This window comes from Haladaptatus sp. CMAA 1909 (assembly GCF_043952005.1).
Taxonomy (GTDB): domain Archaea; phylum Halobacteriota; class Halobacteria; order Halobacteriales; family Haladaptataceae; genus Haladaptatus.
Genome location: NZ_JBIOAV010000001.1, coordinates 220817 through 239824, shown reverse-complemented (window position 1 = coordinate 239824; position 19008 = coordinate 220817). Strand labels below are relative to the sequence as shown.

Annotated in this window: 22 protein-coding genes; 9 read left to right on the top strand and 13 right to left on the bottom strand. The window is 62.8% G+C overall.

Annotated features, from left to right (window positions below):
• Positions 1-636 (top strand): deoxyribose-phosphate aldolase, encoded by a 636-nt coding sequence (gene deoC, locus ACGYLY_RS01290; protein ID WP_395283726.1) that lies wholly within the window; start codon positions 1-3, stop codon positions 634-636.
• 28 nt (positions 637-664) lie between these two features.
• On the opposite strand, the gene ACGYLY_RS01285 is transcribed toward deoC, so the two are convergent.
• Both ACGYLY_RS01285 and ACGYLY_RS01280 read right to left on the bottom strand, forming a co-directional pair.
• On the bottom strand, positions 665-1393 hold the full coding sequence (locus ACGYLY_RS01285) for a hypothetical protein (RefSeq protein ID WP_395283725.1): 729 nt from the start codon (positions 1391-1393) through the stop codon (positions 665-667).
• Positions 1394-1697: 304 nt separating this feature from the next.
• Positions 1698-2909 (bottom strand): PQQ-binding-like beta-propeller repeat protein, encoded by a 1212-nt coding sequence (locus ACGYLY_RS01280; RefSeq protein ID WP_395283724.1) that lies wholly within the window; start codon positions 2907-2909, stop codon positions 1698-1700.
• A 115-nt stretch (positions 2910-3024) separates the two neighbouring features.
• On the opposite strand from ACGYLY_RS01280, the gene ACGYLY_RS01275 reads away from it, so the two are divergent.
• On the top strand, positions 3025-4278 hold the full coding sequence (locus tag ACGYLY_RS01275) for a tRNA (N(6)-L-threonylcarbamoyladenosine(37)-C(2))-methylthiotransferase (protein WP_395283723.1): 1254 nt from the start codon (positions 3025-3027) through the stop codon (positions 4276-4278).
• Positions 4279-4307: 29 nt separating this feature from the next.
• Here the strand turns inward: ACGYLY_RS01275 and ACGYLY_RS01270 are convergent, their stop codons facing one another.
• Positions 4308-4541 (bottom strand): hypothetical protein, encoded by a 234-nt coding sequence (locus ACGYLY_RS01270; RefSeq protein ID WP_395283722.1) that lies wholly within the window; start codon positions 4539-4541, stop codon positions 4308-4310.
• A 260-nt stretch (positions 4542-4801) separates the two neighbouring features.
• On the opposite strand from ACGYLY_RS01270, the gene ACGYLY_RS01265 reads away from it, so the two are divergent.
• Entirely contained in the window at positions 4802-5764 is a 963-nt protein-coding gene (locus tag ACGYLY_RS01265; protein WP_395283721.1) for a hypothetical protein, read from the top strand.
• Positions 5765-5853: 89 nt separating this feature from the next.
• On the opposite strand, the gene ACGYLY_RS01260 is transcribed toward ACGYLY_RS01265, so the two are convergent.
• The 3 genes from ACGYLY_RS01260 to ACGYLY_RS01250 form a co-directional block, all read right to left on the bottom strand.
• Positions 5854-6324, bottom strand: coding sequence for a plastocyanin/azurin family copper-binding protein (locus ACGYLY_RS01260; RefSeq protein ID WP_395283720.1), 471 nt, complete (start codon positions 6322-6324; stop codon positions 5854-5856).
• Between the two features lie 83 nt (positions 6325-6407).
• The gene (locus ACGYLY_RS01255) at positions 6408-7361 is read right to left on the bottom strand and encodes a cation diffusion facilitator family transporter (protein ID WP_395283719.1); all 954 of its coding nucleotides are present in this window, start codon (positions 7359-7361) and stop codon (positions 6408-6410) included.
• A 55-nt stretch (positions 7362-7416) separates the two neighbouring features.
• On the bottom strand, positions 7417-7953 hold the full coding sequence (locus ACGYLY_RS01250; protein WP_395283718.1) for an HIT family protein: 537 nt from the start codon (positions 7951-7953) through the stop codon (positions 7417-7419).
• 51 nt (positions 7954-8004) lie between these two features.
• Here ACGYLY_RS01250 and ACGYLY_RS01245 point away from each other — a divergent pair, with 51 nt between their 5' ends.
• The 4 genes from ACGYLY_RS01245 (at position 8005) to ACGYLY_RS01230 (ending at position 10968) form a co-directional block, all read left to right on the top strand.
• A complete protein-coding gene (locus ACGYLY_RS01245; protein ID WP_395283717.1) occupies positions 8005-8130 on the top strand; it encodes a hypothetical protein in 126 nt (41 codons plus the stop codon).
• A 79-nt stretch (positions 8131-8209) separates the two neighbouring features.
• Positions 8210-8887, top strand: a complete 678-nt coding sequence (locus ACGYLY_RS01240; protein ID WP_395283716.1) for a potassium channel family protein — start codon at positions 8210-8212, stop codon at positions 8885-8887.
• Position 8888: 1 nt separating this feature from the next.
• Complete coding sequence (locus tag ACGYLY_RS01235; protein ID WP_395283715.1) at positions 8889-10562, top strand: TrkH family potassium uptake protein; 1674 nt, start codon at positions 8889-8891, stop codon at positions 10560-10562.
• 205 nt (positions 10563-10767) lie between these two features.
• The gene (locus ACGYLY_RS01230) at positions 10768-10968 is read left to right on the top strand and encodes a hypothetical protein (RefSeq protein ID WP_395283714.1); all 201 of its coding nucleotides are present in this window, start codon (positions 10768-10770) and stop codon (positions 10966-10968) included.
• Between the two features lie 97 nt (positions 10969-11065).
• Here the strand turns inward: ACGYLY_RS01230 and map are convergent, their stop codons facing one another.
• Complete coding sequence (map, locus tag ACGYLY_RS01225; RefSeq protein ID WP_395283713.1) at positions 11066-11962, bottom strand: type II methionyl aminopeptidase; 897 nt, start codon at positions 11960-11962, stop codon at positions 11066-11068.
• 65 nt (positions 11963-12027) lie between these two features.
• Complete coding sequence (locus ACGYLY_RS01220) at positions 12028-12927, bottom strand: isoaspartyl peptidase/L-asparaginase (RefSeq protein WP_395283712.1); 900 nt, start codon at positions 12925-12927, stop codon at positions 12028-12030.
• Positions 12928-13052: 125 nt separating this feature from the next.
• Between ACGYLY_RS01220 and ACGYLY_RS01215 the strand changes: the two genes are divergently transcribed.
• Both ACGYLY_RS01215 and icd read left to right on the top strand, forming a co-directional pair.
• Positions 13053-13754 carry a hypothetical protein gene (locus ACGYLY_RS01215; protein WP_395291128.1) on the top strand — a complete coding sequence of 234 codons (702 nt, stop codon included), beginning with the start codon at positions 13053-13055 and terminating at the stop codon, positions 13752-13754.
• A gap of 223 nt (positions 13755-13977) precedes the next feature.
• A complete protein-coding gene (gene icd, locus ACGYLY_RS01210) occupies positions 13978-15243 on the top strand; it encodes an isocitrate dehydrogenase (NADP(+)) (protein ID WP_395283710.1) in 1266 nt (421 codons plus the stop codon).
• Positions 15244-15431: 188 nt separating this feature from the next.
• On the opposite strand, the gene ACGYLY_RS01205 is transcribed toward icd, so the two are convergent.
• The 5 genes from ACGYLY_RS01205 to ACGYLY_RS01185 all read right to left on the bottom strand — a co-directional run bounded on the left by ACGYLY_RS01205 (position 15432) and on the right by ACGYLY_RS01185 (position 18934).
• The gene (locus tag ACGYLY_RS01205; RefSeq protein WP_395283709.1) at positions 15432-16001 is read right to left on the bottom strand and encodes a hypothetical protein; all 570 of its coding nucleotides are present in this window, start codon (positions 15999-16001) and stop codon (positions 15432-15434) included.
• 234 nt (positions 16002-16235) lie between these two features.
• Positions 16236-16496, bottom strand: coding sequence for a lipoyl domain-containing protein (locus ACGYLY_RS01200; protein WP_395283708.1), 261 nt, complete (start codon positions 16494-16496; stop codon positions 16236-16238).
• Positions 16489-17508, bottom strand: coding sequence for an alpha-ketoacid dehydrogenase subunit beta (locus tag ACGYLY_RS01195; RefSeq protein WP_395283707.1), 1020 nt, complete (start codon positions 17506-17508; stop codon positions 16489-16491). The genes ACGYLY_RS01200 and ACGYLY_RS01195 overlap by 8 nt, the downstream gene beginning before the upstream one ends.
• Positions 17508-18503 carry a thiamine pyrophosphate-dependent dehydrogenase E1 component subunit alpha gene (locus ACGYLY_RS01190; protein ID WP_395284185.1) on the bottom strand — a complete coding sequence of 332 codons (996 nt, stop codon included), beginning with the start codon at positions 18501-18503 and terminating at the stop codon, positions 17508-17510. The genes ACGYLY_RS01195 and ACGYLY_RS01190 overlap by 1 nt, the downstream gene beginning before the upstream one ends.
• A 95-nt stretch (positions 18504-18598) precedes the next feature.
• A complete protein-coding gene (locus ACGYLY_RS01185; protein ID WP_231185293.1) occupies positions 18599-18934 on the bottom strand; it encodes a cupin domain-containing protein in 336 nt (111 codons plus the stop codon).
• Between the last annotated feature and the right edge of the window lie 74 nt (positions 18935-19008).

Genomic DNA, 19008 nt, shown 5'->3' with positions numbered 1-19008 from the left:
ATGAACGAATCCGAACTCGCTGCAAAAATCGACCACACGGTGTTGGGACCGGAGACGACGCTCGCGGACGTGCAGGAGGTACTGGACGACGCCGAGGAGTACGGGATGAACGCCTGCATTCCGCCGTGCTACGTCGCGGAGGCCGCCGAGTACGCCCCGGACGTGACCCTCGCGACCGTCGTCGGGTTCCCGCACGGGCAGCACGCGACGGACGCCAAGCGCGACGAAGCCGTCGGCGCGTGGGACGACGGCGCGGACGAGTTGGACATGGTCATCAACGTCGGGCGACTGAAGGCCGGCGACCACGACGCGGTGCGGGCCGACATCGAGGAACTCGTCGCCGCCGTGCCGATTCCCGTGAAGGTCATTATCGAGACGGCGCTCCTCACGGACGAGGAGAAACACGACGCCTGCCGCTTGGCCAAGGAGGCGGACGCGGCGTTCGTCAAGACCTCGACGGGATTCGCGGACGGCGGCGCGGAGATCGAGGACGTGGAACTGATGGCGGAGTACCTCCCCGTCAAGGCGAGCGGCGGTATCGGCGCCTACGAAAAAGCGAAGGCTATGCTCGACGCTGGCGCGGAGCGCATCGGCGCGAGCAGCGGCGTCGAAATCGTCGAGGACTTCCGCGGGTAGATACCGCTGATTTCCGCGGAGTTCCCCTTCAGTCGTCGTCGCTCGGTTGCGGACTCGGAGTGCCCTGTCGAGCCCTGCTCATCCAGTTGTCGATGTGCTCGGCAACGTAGTCCCGTCCGCCCCACCCGAACGCGACGCCGGCACCGATGGCGATGGCGGCCGCGAGGCCCCACGCGAGGGCGCGAGCGAACAGGTAGAGGATACCCACGTCGATTCCCATCGTGTCCAGACCGATGACGATGGCGGTGAAGTACAGGAACAGTCGGGTCCCTGTAGCGAACCAATTGGTGTAGTCCGTGTGGGTCGCCGCTTGCGTTCGCATGATGGCGTCGCCGATGAAGTCGGCCACGACGAATCCGAGCACGATGACCAACAGTCCCGCGATAAGCGCCGGAAGGTACGAGACCGCGGTAGCGACCCACTGTGAGAGCAGCGGAATCGCCAACACGTTCGCCGCCGCGAGGATCGCGAGCGCGTAGATGAACCACGCGGTCAGTTTACCGAACGCACCCGATACCGCACCCTCGGTGCCGCCCAACATCCGTCCGAGCGGCGTGTCGAGCACCATTCTGTCGAGTTCTATTCTGTCGGCGATTCGGCGGACGACCGCGGCGGCCCCGCGACCGATAACCCACCCGATGAGCAGGACGACGACCGCTCCTACGAGTCGCGGCAGGAACGCGATGAATCCGCTGAGAGGGTCTTGTACCCACCCCGGTAGTCCACCTGCCTGTAAGATGATGTCGTATTGTGTCATGTTCGTTTTCTCCCCACGCTAATCGCGTGGTTCACACGGTTGGTTGGACTACAGCCAGTTTGTTGTTGGCCGCCTAAATCGGGGACAGTTCGGAGTAACGTCGAATGAGTCCGTTCGGTTTTCACGAGCGATATTGTCGGAGAGAAAAGAGATCCAAGAATCGGATGACGAAAATCCGACTATTGAAAGGGAAGCGAAAAGCCTCGGAAAAGTCAGCTTTCCCCGGGAATTGGGCCGCCTCGGCGTGCGAGGATACGGACCATTACCGTCGGATGTGAGACCGGTGACAGGACCCGACGGGCACTCAGTCCTCTCGGAGCGCGTACAGCATCGGCGCGTTTTCGCCCGGATCGGTGGCGGCGAACAGCGTTCCGTTCGCAACGGCGAACGCGTCCCGAACCGGCCCGTTGAGACGGATTTTCCACCGCTTCGCGCCGAATCGGGTGTCGCCGACCCCGGACCCGCCGCTCGTCTTGATGCCGTACACCGTCCCGCTTCCGTCGCCGACGTATACGGTATCGCCCGCGACCGCCGGTGAGCACGTGCTGACCTCGGAAAGCCCGAACGACCAACGAGACTCGCCGGATTCGGCGTTGACGGCGTGGAGTTCGTCGGCGGTGACGCCGAAGACGGTTCCGCCCGCGATGGCGAGGTGTGTAGAGACGTTTCCACCGCGGTCCGTCTTCCACCTCGTGCCACCCGCTCCCGCGTTGGTATCGAGACAGAACACTTGTCCCTTGAAGCAGGGGACGTAGAGCGACTGTTGGATGAGCGTCGGCGTGGCGGTGATGATGCTCGGGAGTTTCCGCCGCCACATCCGCCCGCCGTTTGTCGCGGAAAAGGCGTACACCTCACCCCAGTACGTCGTGGCGAACAGGGAGCGGTCGTGTGCCAGCGCCAGTGGCGCATCTATCTCCCCGTACACCTGTTGTTGCCAGCGTTCCTCGTTCTCCTCCAAATCGAAGCAGTGAATCCAGCCGTCGCTCGTTCCGACGAACAGCGACTCACCTTCGGAGTCGAGGCGCGGTGCGGCGGAGACCCGACCTTTTGTCTCGAACGCCTGCCGTTTCGTTCCCGATTCCGCGTCCACCGCCGTCACCGAATCGTCGGGACCGCTCACGTAGACGGTTCCGTCCCTGACAGTCGCTGCCGACCAGATGTTTCCGTCGCCCGACGGTCGGTGCTCCCAGCGTTTCGTTCCGTCCGTCGCATCGTAACAGACGATCTTCTCCGCGTCCGGGACGAAGACTCGCCCTCCGGCGACGACCGGCGGTCCGGTCGTCCTCCCGAGACTCGTCTTCCACGCCACGGAGGGAGCGGAACGCGGACCCCGTCCGTTCGGGTTGTAGCCGGTGTTTACCCCATCGTGTCCCGCCGTCGGCCAGTCGGTCCGGTCCCCGGCGGCGTAGGCCGCGTCGTCCGACCGAGATTCGGTGGACATACAGCCAGCAGTGGCCGAAATGGTCGCCACCGTGCCGAGAGCGGCGAGAAATTCCCGTCGTGATGGAGGGCGCATTACGCGTCGTTTTCGATAGGAAATAATAAGTTTTCTCCTCGTCGAACCTTGTACGCATCCCGATATGACCCGCAATCGTCGCCCTTTTGCTCGCGTAGCCGAAATCGAGGAGTGAATGGCCCGGTATCACATCGAAACGTACGGCTGTACCTCGAACCGCGGCGAGAGTCGCCAGATAGAGTCCGCGCTGCGCGACGCTGGCCACTACCGCGTCGAGGGTCCCGAGGAGGCCGACGTTGCGATAATGAACACATGTACTGTCGTGGAGAAGACGGAGCGGAACATGGTTCGCCGGGCGAAAGAACTGCAATCGGAGACGGCGGACCTCATCATCACTGGGTGTATGGCGCTGGCGCAGGGCGACGAGTTCCGAACCGAGGACGTAAACGCCCAAATCATGCACTGGGACGACGTGCCGACGGCGGTCACGAACGGCGAGTGTCCGACCCCCGGCCCCGGCGTCGAACCCGTGTTGGACGGCGTGGTCGGCATCCTCCCCATCGCCCGCGGGTGTATGTCCGACTGTTCGTACTGCATCACGAAGCACGCGACGGGGAAGATCGACTCGCCGTCCGTCGAGGAAAACGTCGAGAAGGCCCGCGCACTCGTCCACGCGGGGGCGAAGGAACTCAGGATTACCGGACAGGACACCGGCGTCTACGGCTGGGACCGCGGCGAGCGGAAACTGCACGTCCTGCTGGACCGCATCTGCAACGAAATCGAGGGCGACTTTCGGGTCCGCGTCGGCATGGCGAACCCGAAGGGCGTTCACGGCATCCGCGAGGAACTCGCGCAAGTGTTCGCCGAGAACGACGAACTGTACAACTTCATCCACGCGCCGGTCCAGTCCGGGTCGAACGACGTCCTCGGCGACATGCGCCGCCAGCATCAGGTCGAAGAGTACGTGGAAATCGTGGAGACGTTCGACGAGTACCTCGACTACTGGACGCTCTCGACGGACTTCATCGTCGGCTTCCCGACCGAAACCGACGATGACCACGAACAGAGCATGGCGCTCCTCCGGGAGACGCGCCCCGAGAAGCTGAACGTCACCCGGTTCTCGAAGCGCCCGAACACCGACGCCGCGAAGATGAAGGGCCTCGGCGGCACGAAAAAGAAGGAGCGCTCGAAGGCCATGTCCGAACTCAAGATGGACATCGTCGGGGCCGCCTACGACGACATGGTCGGCACCGAAAAGCGCGTCATGGTCGTGGAGGAAGGCACCGGCGACTCGGTCAAGTGCCGCGACGAGGCTTACCGCCAAATCATCGTCCAGCACGCCTCCGACCACGGCATCGAACCCGGCGACTTCCTCGACGTGGAAGTCACGGGCCACCAGACCGTCTACGCGTTCGGGACGCCTGTCTGAAGAACAGAGCTGTTCCGAAACCGGGTTTTTCAATAGCCGATTTTGAGAGCGTTTCGTGGAATCGGGTTATCCATTCTGGCGCGTGCTGGCGGGACGACGAGGACATTTCGTCCGAGTCGCCCCGGTGAAGCGCGCGAGGTCTTCGTGAGTGACGAAGAAACGAACGAATGGCTGGTCAGAGCGTCGCTCTGACGGTGGATGAGCGAAGCGAATCGGTTGGGGAGGACGTGGCTGATGCGGTGCAGTTGCGGTTGCGGTTTCATTGACGTCTGTATTTGCAGTCACAGAAGAACCAACTCCACTTCGTCGCGAGCAGGCGGGGGCTTTCTGGGACGTTTACTCAGTTGTTGCAATCACAATGAAATCAAGACCACTGCCTAGCGAGCGTGGCGGGGACTTTCGAGGATACCCAATCTCCACCGAAACCATCAACAATGGACCCACCAGAACGGAACCGAAGGAGACAGTTTCGGGATAGTCCCAGACAGAAAACATATATCCGATTACGTAAAATTCGTGACCGATGCCCTCCAATCGACGCCAACTCCTCGCCGCGGTCGGCGCGCTGTCGGCCGGACTCGCTGGCTGTCTCGGCGGAAATTCAGGTGGAACCGGGGACGAATCTCCCACGCCGACGGACACCAAGACCACATCGACCGACACCGCGAACGAATCGACGACCGGCGACTCCCCACCAGACACGACCACCGCGGAAAGTGCTTCGTTTTCCCTACCAGAATCGTCGGTGAAGACCCTCGGCGAGGTGCGCGTTGCCGTTGCAAACCCGACCGTCGCGAAGGGAATCGCCTACGAGTCCATCATGGGGTCGGGCGGAATTCTACAGTCGGACGGAAAACAGTTCGTCGTCGCCGAGGTGCAGAGCCAGCAGGGAAACGAAGTCGATGCCAAAGCCGACCCGGAGTACGACGCCTTCGAACTCGTCGTGGACGGCGATGCGTATTCGGCGGTCGAAATCGAGAAGCGGACGACAGGTGCCTACACGAGTTCCCTCGCCGAGCGCGGAGACGTCCGGTACGGCGACACGTATGCCACGGCCGGGACGGTCGGCTGGGTCGTCTTCGAACCGCTGTCGCCGTTGGACGCGAGCGAGGCCGCGATCCGCTGTCGGTACGGCGGCGAGACCGCCGAGTGGTCGCTGCCCGAGGAAGCGCTCGCGGAACTCGCCCGACCCGCGCCGAGATTCGAACTCGAATCGTTCTACGCGACGGTGGAGAAGTACAGCGTGGACGTCTCGTTCGTGGCGAAGAACGTCTCGGAGAACGACGGGGAGTTCCTCGCGGCGCTGTACTGGCCGACGACCGGCATCGCGGACGACGACGAGTCCACGATACTCAGACGCACTGTCGCCGCGGGCGAGAAACTGGAGTGGTCGGGGTCGTTCCAGACGGAGTATACCGACGGCGTGGTGGCGGCCCGTCTCGCCGGGAGCGTCACCGGCGAAATCGAAGTCGATTTGGAGAAATAGGCGGGTCTGAAACAGGAGGCAGACAGGTCTGAAACAGGAGGCAGATAGGTCGGAAACGGGAGGCCAACGGGTTTCGCCGTCGTTTCAGTTCACTTTTCGGACCCCTTTTGGGTGGTTTCGCTTTCACCGTTGCCCTTCCCTTCCGTCCCTTTCGTGACGGTGACGCACCCGACCATGCCCGCCGCTCGGTGGGGGTTGCAGTAGTAGTCGTACGTTCCGGGCACGTCGAAGGTGTAGGTGTAGCGATACCCCTGATTGTAGATTTCAGTTGCCGGGCCGGGCGTCCCGTTCCAGTCCGCGTCGGCGGGTTGGTCCTCCACGACGATGTTGTGGTTGTTCCCCTTCCACTCCCACGCGACGGTCGTTCCGGCGGTGACTTCGACGTTTTCGGGATCGAACTTCAGACCGCCGCCCGTACCGACGGCGACGGTGACGTCGGCGGGAGAATCGTCCGAACTCGAACCGCCCTGTCCGCCGGCGAGACACCCGCCGAGCGATGCGCCGACGAGGGTCAAACCGGTCGCTTTCAGCATCCGCCGCCTGTCGAGAGGGGTGATCATGGCTATGTACTCGTCGCTACCGGTTCCCGATAGAAAAGCCCGGCACTCGATTCCCGAACGATGAAAACGAAACGGATGAGTGCCTACTCGGACAACTCCTCCGGACGCTCGGACTCCTCTCGCGACGACGTTTCCGCCAGACGGTCGGCCTCGGCGTCGGGTTTCCACTCGCCGAGTTCCTTCGGGTCGACGTGGATGAAGGCGTCGTCCACCCGCGGGATGTCCTGAATGGAGTGCATGACCTCGGTTTCGATGTCGTGGGCCTCGATGAGCGTCCGGTCGCCCTGGACCTCGATGTGCATGCTCACGTCGATTTCGGGGCCGACGTAATGGGCGACGACGTCGTGAACCCCCTCCACGTCGGGGTGTGAGAGCGCCCGCTGGACGATGCTCGCGCGGAGGTCCTCCGGCGGTGCCCGTCCGACGAGGTAGTCCACGTTGTCCCGGACGATTTCCCACCCCGTGTAGAGGATGCCGAACGAAACGACGCCCGCCGCGATCGGGTCGAGGATCGGCAGGCCGATTCGAGCGCCGAGGACGCCGACGAGCGCCGCACCGGCCGTCAGAATGTCGTTTCGGTTGTCCAGCCCCGCCGCGACCAAGGCTGGCGAGTTGACGTCCTCGCCGACCCGGAGGCAGTAGCGGAAGAGGCCGTACTTCACGACCCCCGTCCCGACGAGGACGCCCACCGCGAGGACGCTCGTCGTCGACGCGACGTTCCCGGAGAGAATCGAGGTTCCGGCGCGGAAGAGGACCAATCCGCCCGCCGCGAAGACGCCGAGTGCAACGAACAGCGAGACGAACGGTTCGATTCGCTCGTGGCCGTGCGGGTGGTCGAAGTCCGGCGGTTGCGTCGTCAGATAGAGTCCCGCGAGGACGACGAGGCTGTAAATCGAATCCGCGAGGCTGTTGATGGCCTCGGACCCGACCGCGAGGCTGCCGGTCTGGAACCAGACGGCACCCTTGGCGACCGCTAAGAGGAGGTTCGCCGTGAGGATGATGGCACCCGCGGTACGAATCGCCCCCGTCCGATTCATCGTTCACAGTTGGGTCGCCTGCCGTATGGCTATGTCGGCGGTCGGAAGAATCCGTTCAGTCGTCGAAGGAAACCGCCGACTCGGCGTCCGGAACGGTCGCACCCTCCTGTTCGGCGAACGCGGCGTGGAGTTTCTCGTAGGTGTCCTCCAAGCCTTCCACGATGACCTTCGTGTCGGAGATGACGGGCATGAAGTTCGTATCGCCGCTCCAGCGCGGGACGACGTGCGTGTGGAGATGGTCGATCGAACCGCCGCTCCCCTCGCCGATGTTCAACCCGGCGTTGAACCCGTCCGGCGAAAACGCGACCTCCATCGCGTCGAACGCTCGCTGTTTCAGGCGTGCGTGTCCGAGGAGGGTCCCCTCGTCGAGGTTCGCGTAGTCGCTCTCGTGTTCGTTCGGGATGACCATCACGTGCCCCGGATTGTACGGGTAGTTGTTCAGCATGACGAACGCGTGGTCGTTGCGTGCGACGACGAGGTGTTTTCGGTCGTCATCCCGCTTCGGGAACTCACAGAAGACACATCCGTCGAAACTCTCGTCGCCGTCGCGTTCGACCCACTCCATCCGCCACGGTGCGAAGACCTGTTGCATACCGGGATATCACGGGGGAGCGGTTTAGGTTTTCAGACTCGATCGGCGGAGATGAAGCGGACGGAAGCGTTCGTCCCCGGAACCACGAATTCGGCGATAAACCGGCGTTACGGCGCGTTTAATGCGTCCATAATCGTTTCGAAAGGGAGTCTTACCGCGCCGTTCAGCGCCGAGTGATACCCTGTGACGATGTTTCGTTCGTATGGCCCAACAACAGTATCTTTTCAAGCGATGACTTCGGAGAGGCCCATAACGAATGTACCTCATCATCGTCGGTGCGGGCGACATCGGCTCGCAACTGATCAGCATTGCGACACAGAACAGCAACGACGTGGTGGTTATCGAAAAGGACGCGGAACGGGCCGAACGTGCCTCCGTCGAGTTCGACTGCCTCGTTCTCAACAACGACGCGACGATCCTCGACACGCTGGAGGAGGCCGGTGCCGGCCGTGCGGATGCGCTCATCAGTACGACGGACCAGGACGCGACGAACATCATGGTCAGCCTGCTGGGACAGGAACTCGAAATCCCGTCGCTCGTCTCGGTGGTTCACAACCCCGAACACATGAGCATCTTCCGCCAAATCGGCGTGAACGTCATCGAGAACCCGCAACGACTCATCGCCGATTACCTCTATCGGGCCGTCAAACGCCCGTCCATCAAGGATTACATGAAAGTCGGCGACAAGGCCGAGGTGTTCGAAATCACCGTCGATTCCTACGCCCCGATTTCGGGCCTCACGCTCTCGACGGCGGCGGACGACGGGTTGTTCGACGAGGGAATGCTCGTCGTCGCCATTGAGCGGGACAACAAAGTGATCACCCCGCGCGGGAACACGGAAATCAAGGGCGGCGACCTCATCACCGTCTTCTCCGAAAAGGGTGCAACGCCGGAGGTGACCGACATCTTCGGTCACTACGAGGACCACAACTGAGATGGTTCGACGGAAAACGGTCGCCGGAGTTCCAGCACACCTCGCGACCATCCTGCGGGACGTGGGTGCGCTCGTGTTGATGCAGGCGGCGATGATGGCGGCCACCGTTCTGCTCGCGTTGGCGTTTCGGGAGTGGTACGCGGCGCTCGCCTTTCTCCTCGCCGGGGGAATCACGGCCGGTATCGGCGGTGCGGCGCGGAAACTCTTCGAGGACGCACCGGACCCGGTGATGAAACACGGCATGGTCATCGCCGCGGGTGGCTGGTTCGCCACCGCGATTTTCGGGTCCTTACCCCTGCTCCTCACGGCGCACCTGACACCGGTTTCGGTGATGAACACCTACGTTCCGACCGGAGCGGAGTACACACCCATCGGGGTCGGCGGGACGACGACGATGTCCAGTCTCGCGTACTTCCAGAACCCGCTTCACGCCGTTTTCGAGAGCATGTCGGGATGGACCGGGAGCGGGTTGACGATGGCGGTTCACGAACCGACGCTTCCGCGGGCGATCCAGTGGTGGCGCTCGCTCATTCAATGGGTCGGCGGCGTGGGCGTCATCGTCCTCACGACGGCGATTCTCGCTCGGCCGGGAAGCGGAAGTTACGCGCTCTACCGGGCCGAAGCGCGGGAAGAGCGAATCCACCCGAGCATCATTCACACCGTCCAGACGGTGTGGCGTATCTTCCTCCTCTACACGGTGATTTCCGTGGCCGCGCTGTTCCTCGCCATCGTCGTCGCTAAGCCGCATCTGCCCCTGTTCGAAGCGTTTTGGCAGGCGCTCAATCAAGCGATGACGGGGCTTTCCACCGGTGGGTTCAGCGTCACGGACAACTCCATCCAGTCCTATAATTCGCCGCTGGTCGAGGCCGTGCTTCTCCCGATAATGACGCTCGGAGCCATCGCGTTTCCGATTCACTACGTCATGCTCCACGATAGGGACGCGAAACCCTTGGTTTCCGACACGCAGACGCGCTGGCTCTTCATCGTCTTCGGGGTGGGTATCGTCCTCCTCTCGATACAGAATATCGTCTCGCTTCCCTCCGCCAGCGCCGCCTTCCACCCCGACGGGTGGGTGGGGCTCGAAACCCTCGGACTGTCGCCGACGGCGGCGGACGCGGCACGGGACTCCACGTTCCAGTTCGTGAGCGCGCTGACGTGTACGGGCTTTCAGTCGTCCAACATCGGCGACTGGGGTCCGGGCGGAAAACTCATCGTCAGCGGCGCGATGGTGCTCGGCGGTGCCGCCGGGAGTACCGTCGGCGGCATCAAAATCATCCGCGGGTACATGATAAGCAAGGGAATCCAGTGGGAGTTCACGCGGGTGTTCCTCCCCTCCTCCGCGGTCATCAACACGCGGATCGGCGACCGGGTGCTCAAACGCGACCAGATGTTCGAGGAGTTCAGCGAGGCGGCCATCGTGAGCATGCTGTGGATAATCCTGCTTATCTCCGGGAGTGTCATCCTCGTCAACGTGTCGCCGGGATTCAGTTACGCGGACGCCCTGTTCGAAGTGGCGAGCGCACAAGGAAACGTGGGCCTTTCGACCGGCATCGTCAAGCCGACCATGTCCACGTTCGGTGAGGGAATGCTCATTTTGAACATGTGGGTCGGCCGCCTCGAAATAATTCCCGTACTCGTATTCATTCGGTCGGCATTGCTCGGTCTAAACCCCTGAACGAGTATATAAATAATTCGGCTGTTGTAGAGCGTTTCGCCTTCATTAACGATTCAGAGGCGTCTATAAACGAAATGGGACACTCAGAAGGCCCCAAATGGGTAAATCGCAAGACTGCGGTCGAATAAACGGTTCGAACTCCCCCCAACAGAGAGGGGTTTTTATGCTCGTGTCAACGGTTGTACGAACTGAACAGGAAGTCACTATGGCAACAAAAAATCAGGGGTTCTCGGCGATGGTGGAACTGTGCGACAACTGCGGCCGCGAAACGTCACACGAGGTCTTCGTCGAGATACGGACGGAGAGCAAAAAGCGCGAGAACGCCGAGTTTTCGCGGGAACCGTACCGCATTACGCGATGTGAGTCGTGCGGCGAAGAGAAGAGCCAACGGATGAATAACGCGTGACGACGCGTCGTACACACGCTACCTAGTGTACCGATTCTCGTTCTCCCGGTTCGCCGTCGACGAACGCATCAGTAGAAGAAGACTCAGCGATAGCTGATTATTCGGTGAAGACTTCACAGCCGTCTTCGGTGACGATGATGGAGTGTTCCTTCTGGCTGACCAGACGACCGTCTTCCTCCTTGAGTACCGGATAGCCGTGAACGATGTCGTTCATCTTCAGGCGGCGGAGTGCCATCTGTGGCCGGGACACGTCCAGCCATCGGGTCGCGAAGGGGAGCGTTCGGAACTCCTCCGTTATCTGTGAGAGCGCCTGACGGGCGCTTCGGTCGCGAACCGAGGATTCGCGTTCGAGGGCGAAGATCTCCTCTTCGGCACCCTCGCCGACCTTTCCGGTCCCGTCCGTGGCGAACGGTTCGATGGCGACCACGTCGCCGACTTGCAGTTCGACGCCGCGTTCGACGCCGAGGTTCGGGATGTTCGGCTCCGTGTGCTGTTCGTAGTGGGCGAGGCCGTGCCCCGAGAGGTTGACGACCGGATTGTAGCCGTAGCCCTCGATGACGGATTCGATTTCCGCACCGATTTCGCCCGTCTCGACGCCGGGTCCGGCGACTTCGAGCGCCGCATCGAGCGCTTCGGCGCTCGCGTCGGCGAGGTCGTCGTGACCGGAGAGGTCTACGGTGATGGCGGTGTCGGCGATCCATCCGTCCACGTGTACCCCGATGTCGAGGTTCACCATCTCCTCGCCGAACGTGGTCTCGTCGTCGATGGCCGGCGTCGCGTGGGCGGCCTCCTCGTCGATGCTGATGTTCACGGGGAACGCGGGTTTCCCGCCGAGTTCGCGGATTCGATCCTCCGCGAACTCCGCGACTTCGAGGTGGGTCACGCCGACGTCGACTTTTTCGGCGGCTTCCGCTCGCACCTGTGCGAGGATCTCACCGGCCTCTCGATGCTTTTCGTACTTTTCTGCCGAGAGGTCTACGTCCTGCTCGCTCATGGCTCGTCTTTCGCCCGAACGCCGGAAAGAGTTTGCGTTACGACGAAATCGAACGGCAATCCGAACTACCTGCTGACGCTCGTCTGCATCGCGTCGGTGTTGAACGCGCTCCCGGCGTTCCCGTCCCGGTCGAGGACGATGACGCCCGCCTCCGACCCGGTGAGTTCCGCGAACTCCTCGATGGCGCGGTCCGCGGCTTCCCCCGCGTCGTATCCCGATTCGAGGTGACGAACCGCTCGTCGGGTCAGGGTCGCTTTGGCGATGTCCTCGCCGGCACCGGTCGAACTCGCCGCACCCGCCGGGGCCGCGTAGAAGCCGCTCCCGATTTGAGGGACATCGCCGACCCGACCCGCGAGCGCGAGCCATCTCCCGCCGGTCGATGTCGCTGCAGCGAACTCCGTGCCGTCGTAGGCCACCGCACCGACCGTATCATGGTTGCGCGGGTCGCCCCCGTTCGACTCCTCCGCGGCGCTGCGTGCCGCGCTCCCCCCGAACTTATCGCGAAGCAAATCGAGGTGCTCGCTCGGCGACCCCTCGGGCGTGTCGTCCTCCGCCCACCGCTCTCGGCTCTTTTTCGTCCAGAGGTCGATGTCCGTTTCGACGCCGAAATCCGCCGCGAGGGAGACGGCGTGTTCGCCGCTGACGAGGACGTGCGGCGTCTCCTCCATCACGACTCGGGCGGCGCTGACGGCGTGTTCGACGCCGGGCATCGAACAGGCCGCACCCGCGTCCCGGTCGCTCGTCATGATACCCGCGTCGGTCCGGATTTTCCCGTCGCTCTGGACCGCGCCGCCGACGCCCGCGTTGAATCGGGGCGAGGATTCGAGGACGTGAACCGCCGCCTCGACGGCGTCGACGACCGTTTCCTGTTCGCTCCCCGTGGCGGCCGCCTCGTCGAGGACGCCCTGTCGGGGGGTCGGTTCGTCCGGTTCGCCGCCAGCACCGCCGTGGACGATGACGTTCATGCCCACCCTCTCGCGTGTGACGGCATAAAATCACGTCAAACGGCAGTCCGGGACGACCCCGCGGAGGTGACAGCGTAGAATATAATTGAAACCGAACGAAACCGTCAGTCAGTCAAACGATGCCGATGTACGAACGGGACGACGCAGACGGGGTTCGCGTTATCGACCGGTGGGACGGCGGAGTCGGCTGGCTCGCCCATCCCGAGGAGGAGGGCAAACGGGCGAGCCACGCGGTTCGCGGACCGGACGCCGGCGTCTGGCTGTTAGACCCGCTCGATGCGCCGGGCGTGGACGCCCTCGTCTCGGACCTCGGCGAAGTGGTGGGCGTGGCTGTGCTGTCAAACTGGCACGCGCGGGACGCGGGCGCATTCGCGCGGCGACACGACGTCCCGGTCACAGTTCCCCGTTGGCTGGACCGCATCGAGGAGTTGGTTGACGCCCCAGTCGAGCGATTCGGGACGAAACTCGGCGACTCCGGCTTTCGACTCCGTCGTCTCGACCCTCTTCCGGGGTGGCGTGAGGCAATCGCCTACCGGGAGCGGGACGCCACGCTGTACGTCCCCGACGTGCTGACCACGCTGCCCCCGTGGACCGTCGGCGACGAACGCATGGCGCTCGGCCTCCCACATCGGCTTCGACCGCCGAAGTCCGCCTTCGCCGACCTCGAACCCGAACGAGTTCTGTTCGGCCACGGTGCGGGGATCTTCGAGGATTCGACGACGGCACTGACGACCGCGTTCTCGGGCGCTCGTCGTCGATTTCCGCGGGCGCTCCTCACGTCCGGATGGAGCCAGATTCGCGCGGCTATCGGTGTAGCGTTGGACTGAAAAACGCGAACTATCGGGCGTCGATGGGACGCCCGTCGCGTACCGCGATACGTCCGAGAGCGAGGGCACGGGAAGCGAGAATCCCGATGGGGACACCGACTCTGACGACCGCTGTTACCCCCGAACCGTCTTTCGAATCCTCCCTTCTTTAAGGGCGTATAAGGCCCATACGGGGGAGAAACGGCAGGCCTTTTATCCTCCTCGTTCGGATGTTCACACGTTCATGAGCTACGAGTACGACAAGGTAGAAGTACCCGCAGAAGGGGCCCAAATCACGTACGACGAGGAGACAGGCGAACTCGACGTGCCTGACAACCCCGTCATTCCGATCATTCACGGGGACGGAATCGGAACGGACGTCGGCCCCGCCGCACAGAAAGTGCTCGACGCCGCCGCGAAAGCCACCGGCCGCGAAATCAACTGGATGCGCGTCTACGCCGGTGCGAGCGCCCGCGAGAAGTACGACGAGAACCTCCCGGACGACACCGTCGAAGCCATCAAGCAGTTCAACATCGCCATCAAAGGCCCGCTCACGACGCCCGTCGGAGCCGGGTTCCGCAGCCTGAACGTCGCGCTCCGCAAGACGCTCGACCTGTACGCGAACGTCCGCCCGACCTACCACCTCGACGGCGTTCCGTCGCCCGTCAAACGCCCCGAGGCGATGGACATGGTCTTCTTCCGTGAGAACACGGAGGACGTTTACGCCGGTATCGAGTGGGAAGCCGGCACCGACGAAGTCGAGGAAGTCAAAGCGTTCGTCGAGGACGAGATGGGCGAAACCGATGTCATCCACGACGGCCCGGTCGGCATCGGCATCAAGCCCATTACGGAGTACGGCTCGAAGCGTCTCGTCCGCGAGGCCATCGAGTACGCCCTCGAAAACGACCGTGATTCCGTCACGCTCGTCCACAAGGGTAACATCATGAAGTTCACCGAGGGCGCGTTCCGCGACTGGGGCTACGAACTCGCGAAGGACGAGTTCAACGACGTCACCATCACGGAGGACGAGCTTTGGGACGAGTACGACGGCGAACAGCCCGCCGACAAACTCGTCGTCAAGGACCGCATCGCGGACAACATGCTCCAGCAGCTTCTGACCCGCACGGACCAGTACGACGTCATCGCCACGATGAACCTGAACGGCGACTACATGTCCGACGCCGCGGGCGCGCAGATCGGCGGCCTCGGCATCGCCCCCGGCGCGAACTTCGGCGAGCACCGCTGTCTCGCGGAACCGGTTCACGGCTCCGCGCCGAAGTACGCCGGTGAGGACAAGGTCAACCCGACCGCGATGATCCTCTCGGGCCGCCTCATGCTCGACTACATGGGCTGGAAGGACGCCAGCGAACTCGTCTACGACGCCGTCGAGGAGACCATCTCCTCCGGCAACGTCACCTACGACCTCGAACGCCAGATCGAAGGCGGCACGAAACTCGCCACCAGCGAGTACGCCGACGCCATCGTCGAGAATATCGAAAAACTCTCATAGAGAGTTTTTCTGACCTTCGCGGCGAAGCCGCGAAGACATAGAGAAATTGGCGTAGAAAGTTTTTCTGACCCTCGAAAATCGGAGATTTTCGGTCCCTCAAAAAAGGAGTGAACGGAACGTCACTCTCGCACTTTTCCGAGCGTACCACATCGCTGAAATCGCGTTGCTACAGGGTAATCAACCTCGATTCAGCAGTCCTTTCTATCTTCTCCATCCGACGTGTCGGTACCGTCCGTTCCGTCGTCGGCGTTGTCATCTCCGGAATCGTTCGGTTGGCCGAGGTCCATCGTCGCGTCCGTGTCGCTTTGGACTTCACTGATGAGGTTCCCGTCGTAGTAGACGCTGATCGTCACCGACCCGTCGTCGGTAGTGTTGGTTTCGAGGTAGTTACCGTCGAAGGTCCCGGATTCTCCCTGAGTCGTCTCGTACCGTATCGTAAGGTCGGCGACAGAATCGCCGCTGCCGTCGTTGCGGATGGTAAAGGCCGCGAGGTCGTCCTCCGTATCGATGCCCAACGGGACGACAGTGAGGTACACATCACAGTTGCCCGGCAAGGTGGCGTTTTCACCGCTATCACAGGTGAATTCCTCCGCTGCGGGGGAGTCGTCCAGCGTAGTTGGACCGTCCGGCGATGCCGAGGTGGTGGTTTCACGATTCGCCTGGAGACCGAACGCGCTCCCGACGAACGCGGCGGCGATTACGACGGACGATAGCACAAACACGGTCACGACCGCTTTCGTTCGATTCGTTCCTTTCATGGGTTGACCTCAGGTATGATTGTCGTTCGCGTTCGGGCTCGACCGTGTGCGACCGTCGAGCCGTCACGGTAGAATAACTGTCACGACCCCTCATATTAACTAATGGTTAGTTAAAAAGACAATTTCACCATGTATAAATAAATTCGAAACTTGTCCGAAACGGTCCAGAACGCTTCGAGAGACGAAATACGATGCGCTAAATCGGTCGCACTTTCGAAGTTCGATTGCGACGCATTACGCGAGCCGAATCCGCGCCAGCGCGTCGCCGCGTTCGAACTCCTCGTTCTCCCCGACCAGTCGTTCGACCAGTTCCCCCGTCGCGGGGGCGGGCACGTCCACGCTCACCTTCTCGATCTGAATCTCGGCGATGGTGTCGCCCTCTTCGACGTCGCTCCCCTCGCTGACGAACCAGTTCGCGACGATGGCCTCCTCGACGTCCAGTGCGTCCTCGGGCCAGACCGCGGCCGAATCGACGGGAACGAGGTCCTCACTCATCGTTAACCGAGCGGATTGCCTCGATGATGTCGTCGGTCCCGGGGTTGACCTCCTGCTCCAGCGGGCGGGCGTACGGAATCGGCGTGTCCGGCATGGTCACGCGTTCGACCGCGGTGAGATCGGAGAGTCCGTTCTCCGCCGCGCGTGCGATGATTTCACCCGAAACGCCGAACGAGCGGTAATCCTCGTCCACCACGACAAGTCGGCCCGTTTTCGACACCGACTCGACTATCGTCCCGGTGTCCAGCGGTACCAACGAGCGGAGGTCGATGACTTCCGTGTCCACCTCGTCCGCGAGTTCTTCTGCTGCCTCGATGGCGCGGTGAACGTGCAGACCGAGCGTGACGACGGTTACGTCCTCGCCCTCCCGTTTCACGTCCGCCTCGCCGAACTCGACCGTGTAGTCCTCGTCGGGAACCGGCGTTTTCGGTCCTTCGGGTGCAGGCATCCACCCGATTCCCATCAGGCGTTTGTGGAACATGAAGACGACCGGGTCGTCGTCGCGGATGGCCGCGTGCATCAGTCCCTTGGCGTCGTAGGCCGTGGACGGCACGACCACTTTCATTCCCGGCAGATGGGCGAACGTCCCGTAGAGCGTCTGGGAGTGCTGGGCGGCGTCGTTGTAGGTACCGCCGACGGCCGTCATCAACACCATCGGGACGCTCACGCTCCCGCCGCTCATGTAGGTGTTCTTGGCCATCTGGTTGTAGATCTGGTCCATGGCGACGCCGAAGAAGTCGACGAACATCAGTTCGGCAATCGGGCGCATGCCGGACTGGGCCGCGCCAACCGCCGCGCCGATGAAGGCGGTCTCGCTGATGGGCACGTCCATGATGCGGTCGTGGTCGAACTCGTCGAGAAGTCCCTGCGTGCTGTCGAAAATGCCGCCATAGTCGGCGATATCCTCGCCCATGACGAACACGTCGTCGCTCTCGCGCATCTCGTGTGCGATGGCGTCCACCATCGCCCGACTCATCGTCAGTTTTCGTCCCTCCCCTGCCGTTTCCGACATCACTCACCACCTCGCAGAGTTTCCGCGTAGCCGTCCGGTGGATTCGTGAACACGTTCTCGTAGGCTTCCTCCGGGTCCGGTTCGGGTTGCTCTTTGGCCCACTCGATGGCGTCCTCGACTCGTTCTTTCGCCCGCGATCGGATTTCCTCGACGGTCCCCTCGTCCGTGCCGGTCGAGCGAAGGTCGGCTTCGAGTCGGTCGATGGAATCGAGGTGCTGTGCCCGTTCGGTGTCCGCGTCCGGGCGATACGCCTCGGCGTCGCCCATGAAGTGACCCATCCGGCGGTGGACCTGCACTTCCAACAGGGTTGGTCCGTTGCCGTCGCGGGCGCGGCCAACCGCTTCGCCCGCCGCCTCGTAGACGGCCGTCGCGTCGTCGTGGTCCACGCGGTGGCCCGGCATGTCGAACCCGTCCGCCCGCTGGGCACCGTTTTCAACGTCCGTCACGCGCCCCTTGGGCATGCTGATGGCCCAGTCGTTGTCCTCGACGACGAACACGACCGGCAGGTCGTGGACGCTGGCGAGGTTCAGCGATTCGAGGAACCCGCCTTGGTCGATCGCTCCCTCGCCGAGGAACGCGACGGCGACGCTGTCCTCGTTCCGCATCTTCGCCGCGAGTCCGGCACCGACCGCGGGGGGACAGCCCTCGGCGATGATGCCGCTGGCCGAGAAGTTCACGTCGGGATCGAAGAGGTGCATGTGTCCCCCCTTTCCTCGACAGAGGCCCGTCTCGCGGCCGAAAATCTCGGCTGTCATTCGTTTCAAGTCCACGCCCTTCGCGATGGCGACGTGATGGGGCCGATGCGGTCCCGTCACCGTGTCGTCGTCGCGGAGGTGCTGGCAGACGCCCGCGCCGGACGCCTCGTGTCCCGCGGCGAGGTGTAGTTCGCCCGGAATCGGTCCGGCCGAGATGTCGAACGCCGGTTGCTTCCCTTCGAGATACACCTCCTGTAGTCGCTCCTCGTAGTGACGCGCCGTCACCATGTTTTCGAGCATCTCCTCCAGTTCGGTAACTCCTATCATGGCACACTACCGCACGGATCTACGACCATCACGATAATAAGTTTAGTTTCGGGGCGGTACGAACGGCCTCACTTCCACGGCACGTCGAGTCGCGGGGGACTGAACACGTCGATGCCGCGAACCGGCGTGTCGGTCCTGTTCTCCGCCGCGTGCGGTTCGTCCCCCGGAATCGCGTACGAATCACCCTTCTCGATGACGAACTCCTCGCCGTCGACGACGAACGTCAGCGCGCTGTCGTAGATGAACCCCGTCTGTTCGTGTTCGTGGCTGTGTTCCGGCACGGTCGCGCCGGGTTCGATGTGGAAGTGCTGGATGCTCATCCGCTCACCGGCGGCCAGTTGGGCGAGATATACGCCGTCGGTCACTTCGGTCGCTTCGCGGTCCGATAGGGCAATCGAGTCCATGCGACTTCCTCGCATTCGACCCTCCTAAACCTCCGGGAGAGGGTTTAAATACGAGAACGAGGCCAACGTCCGTA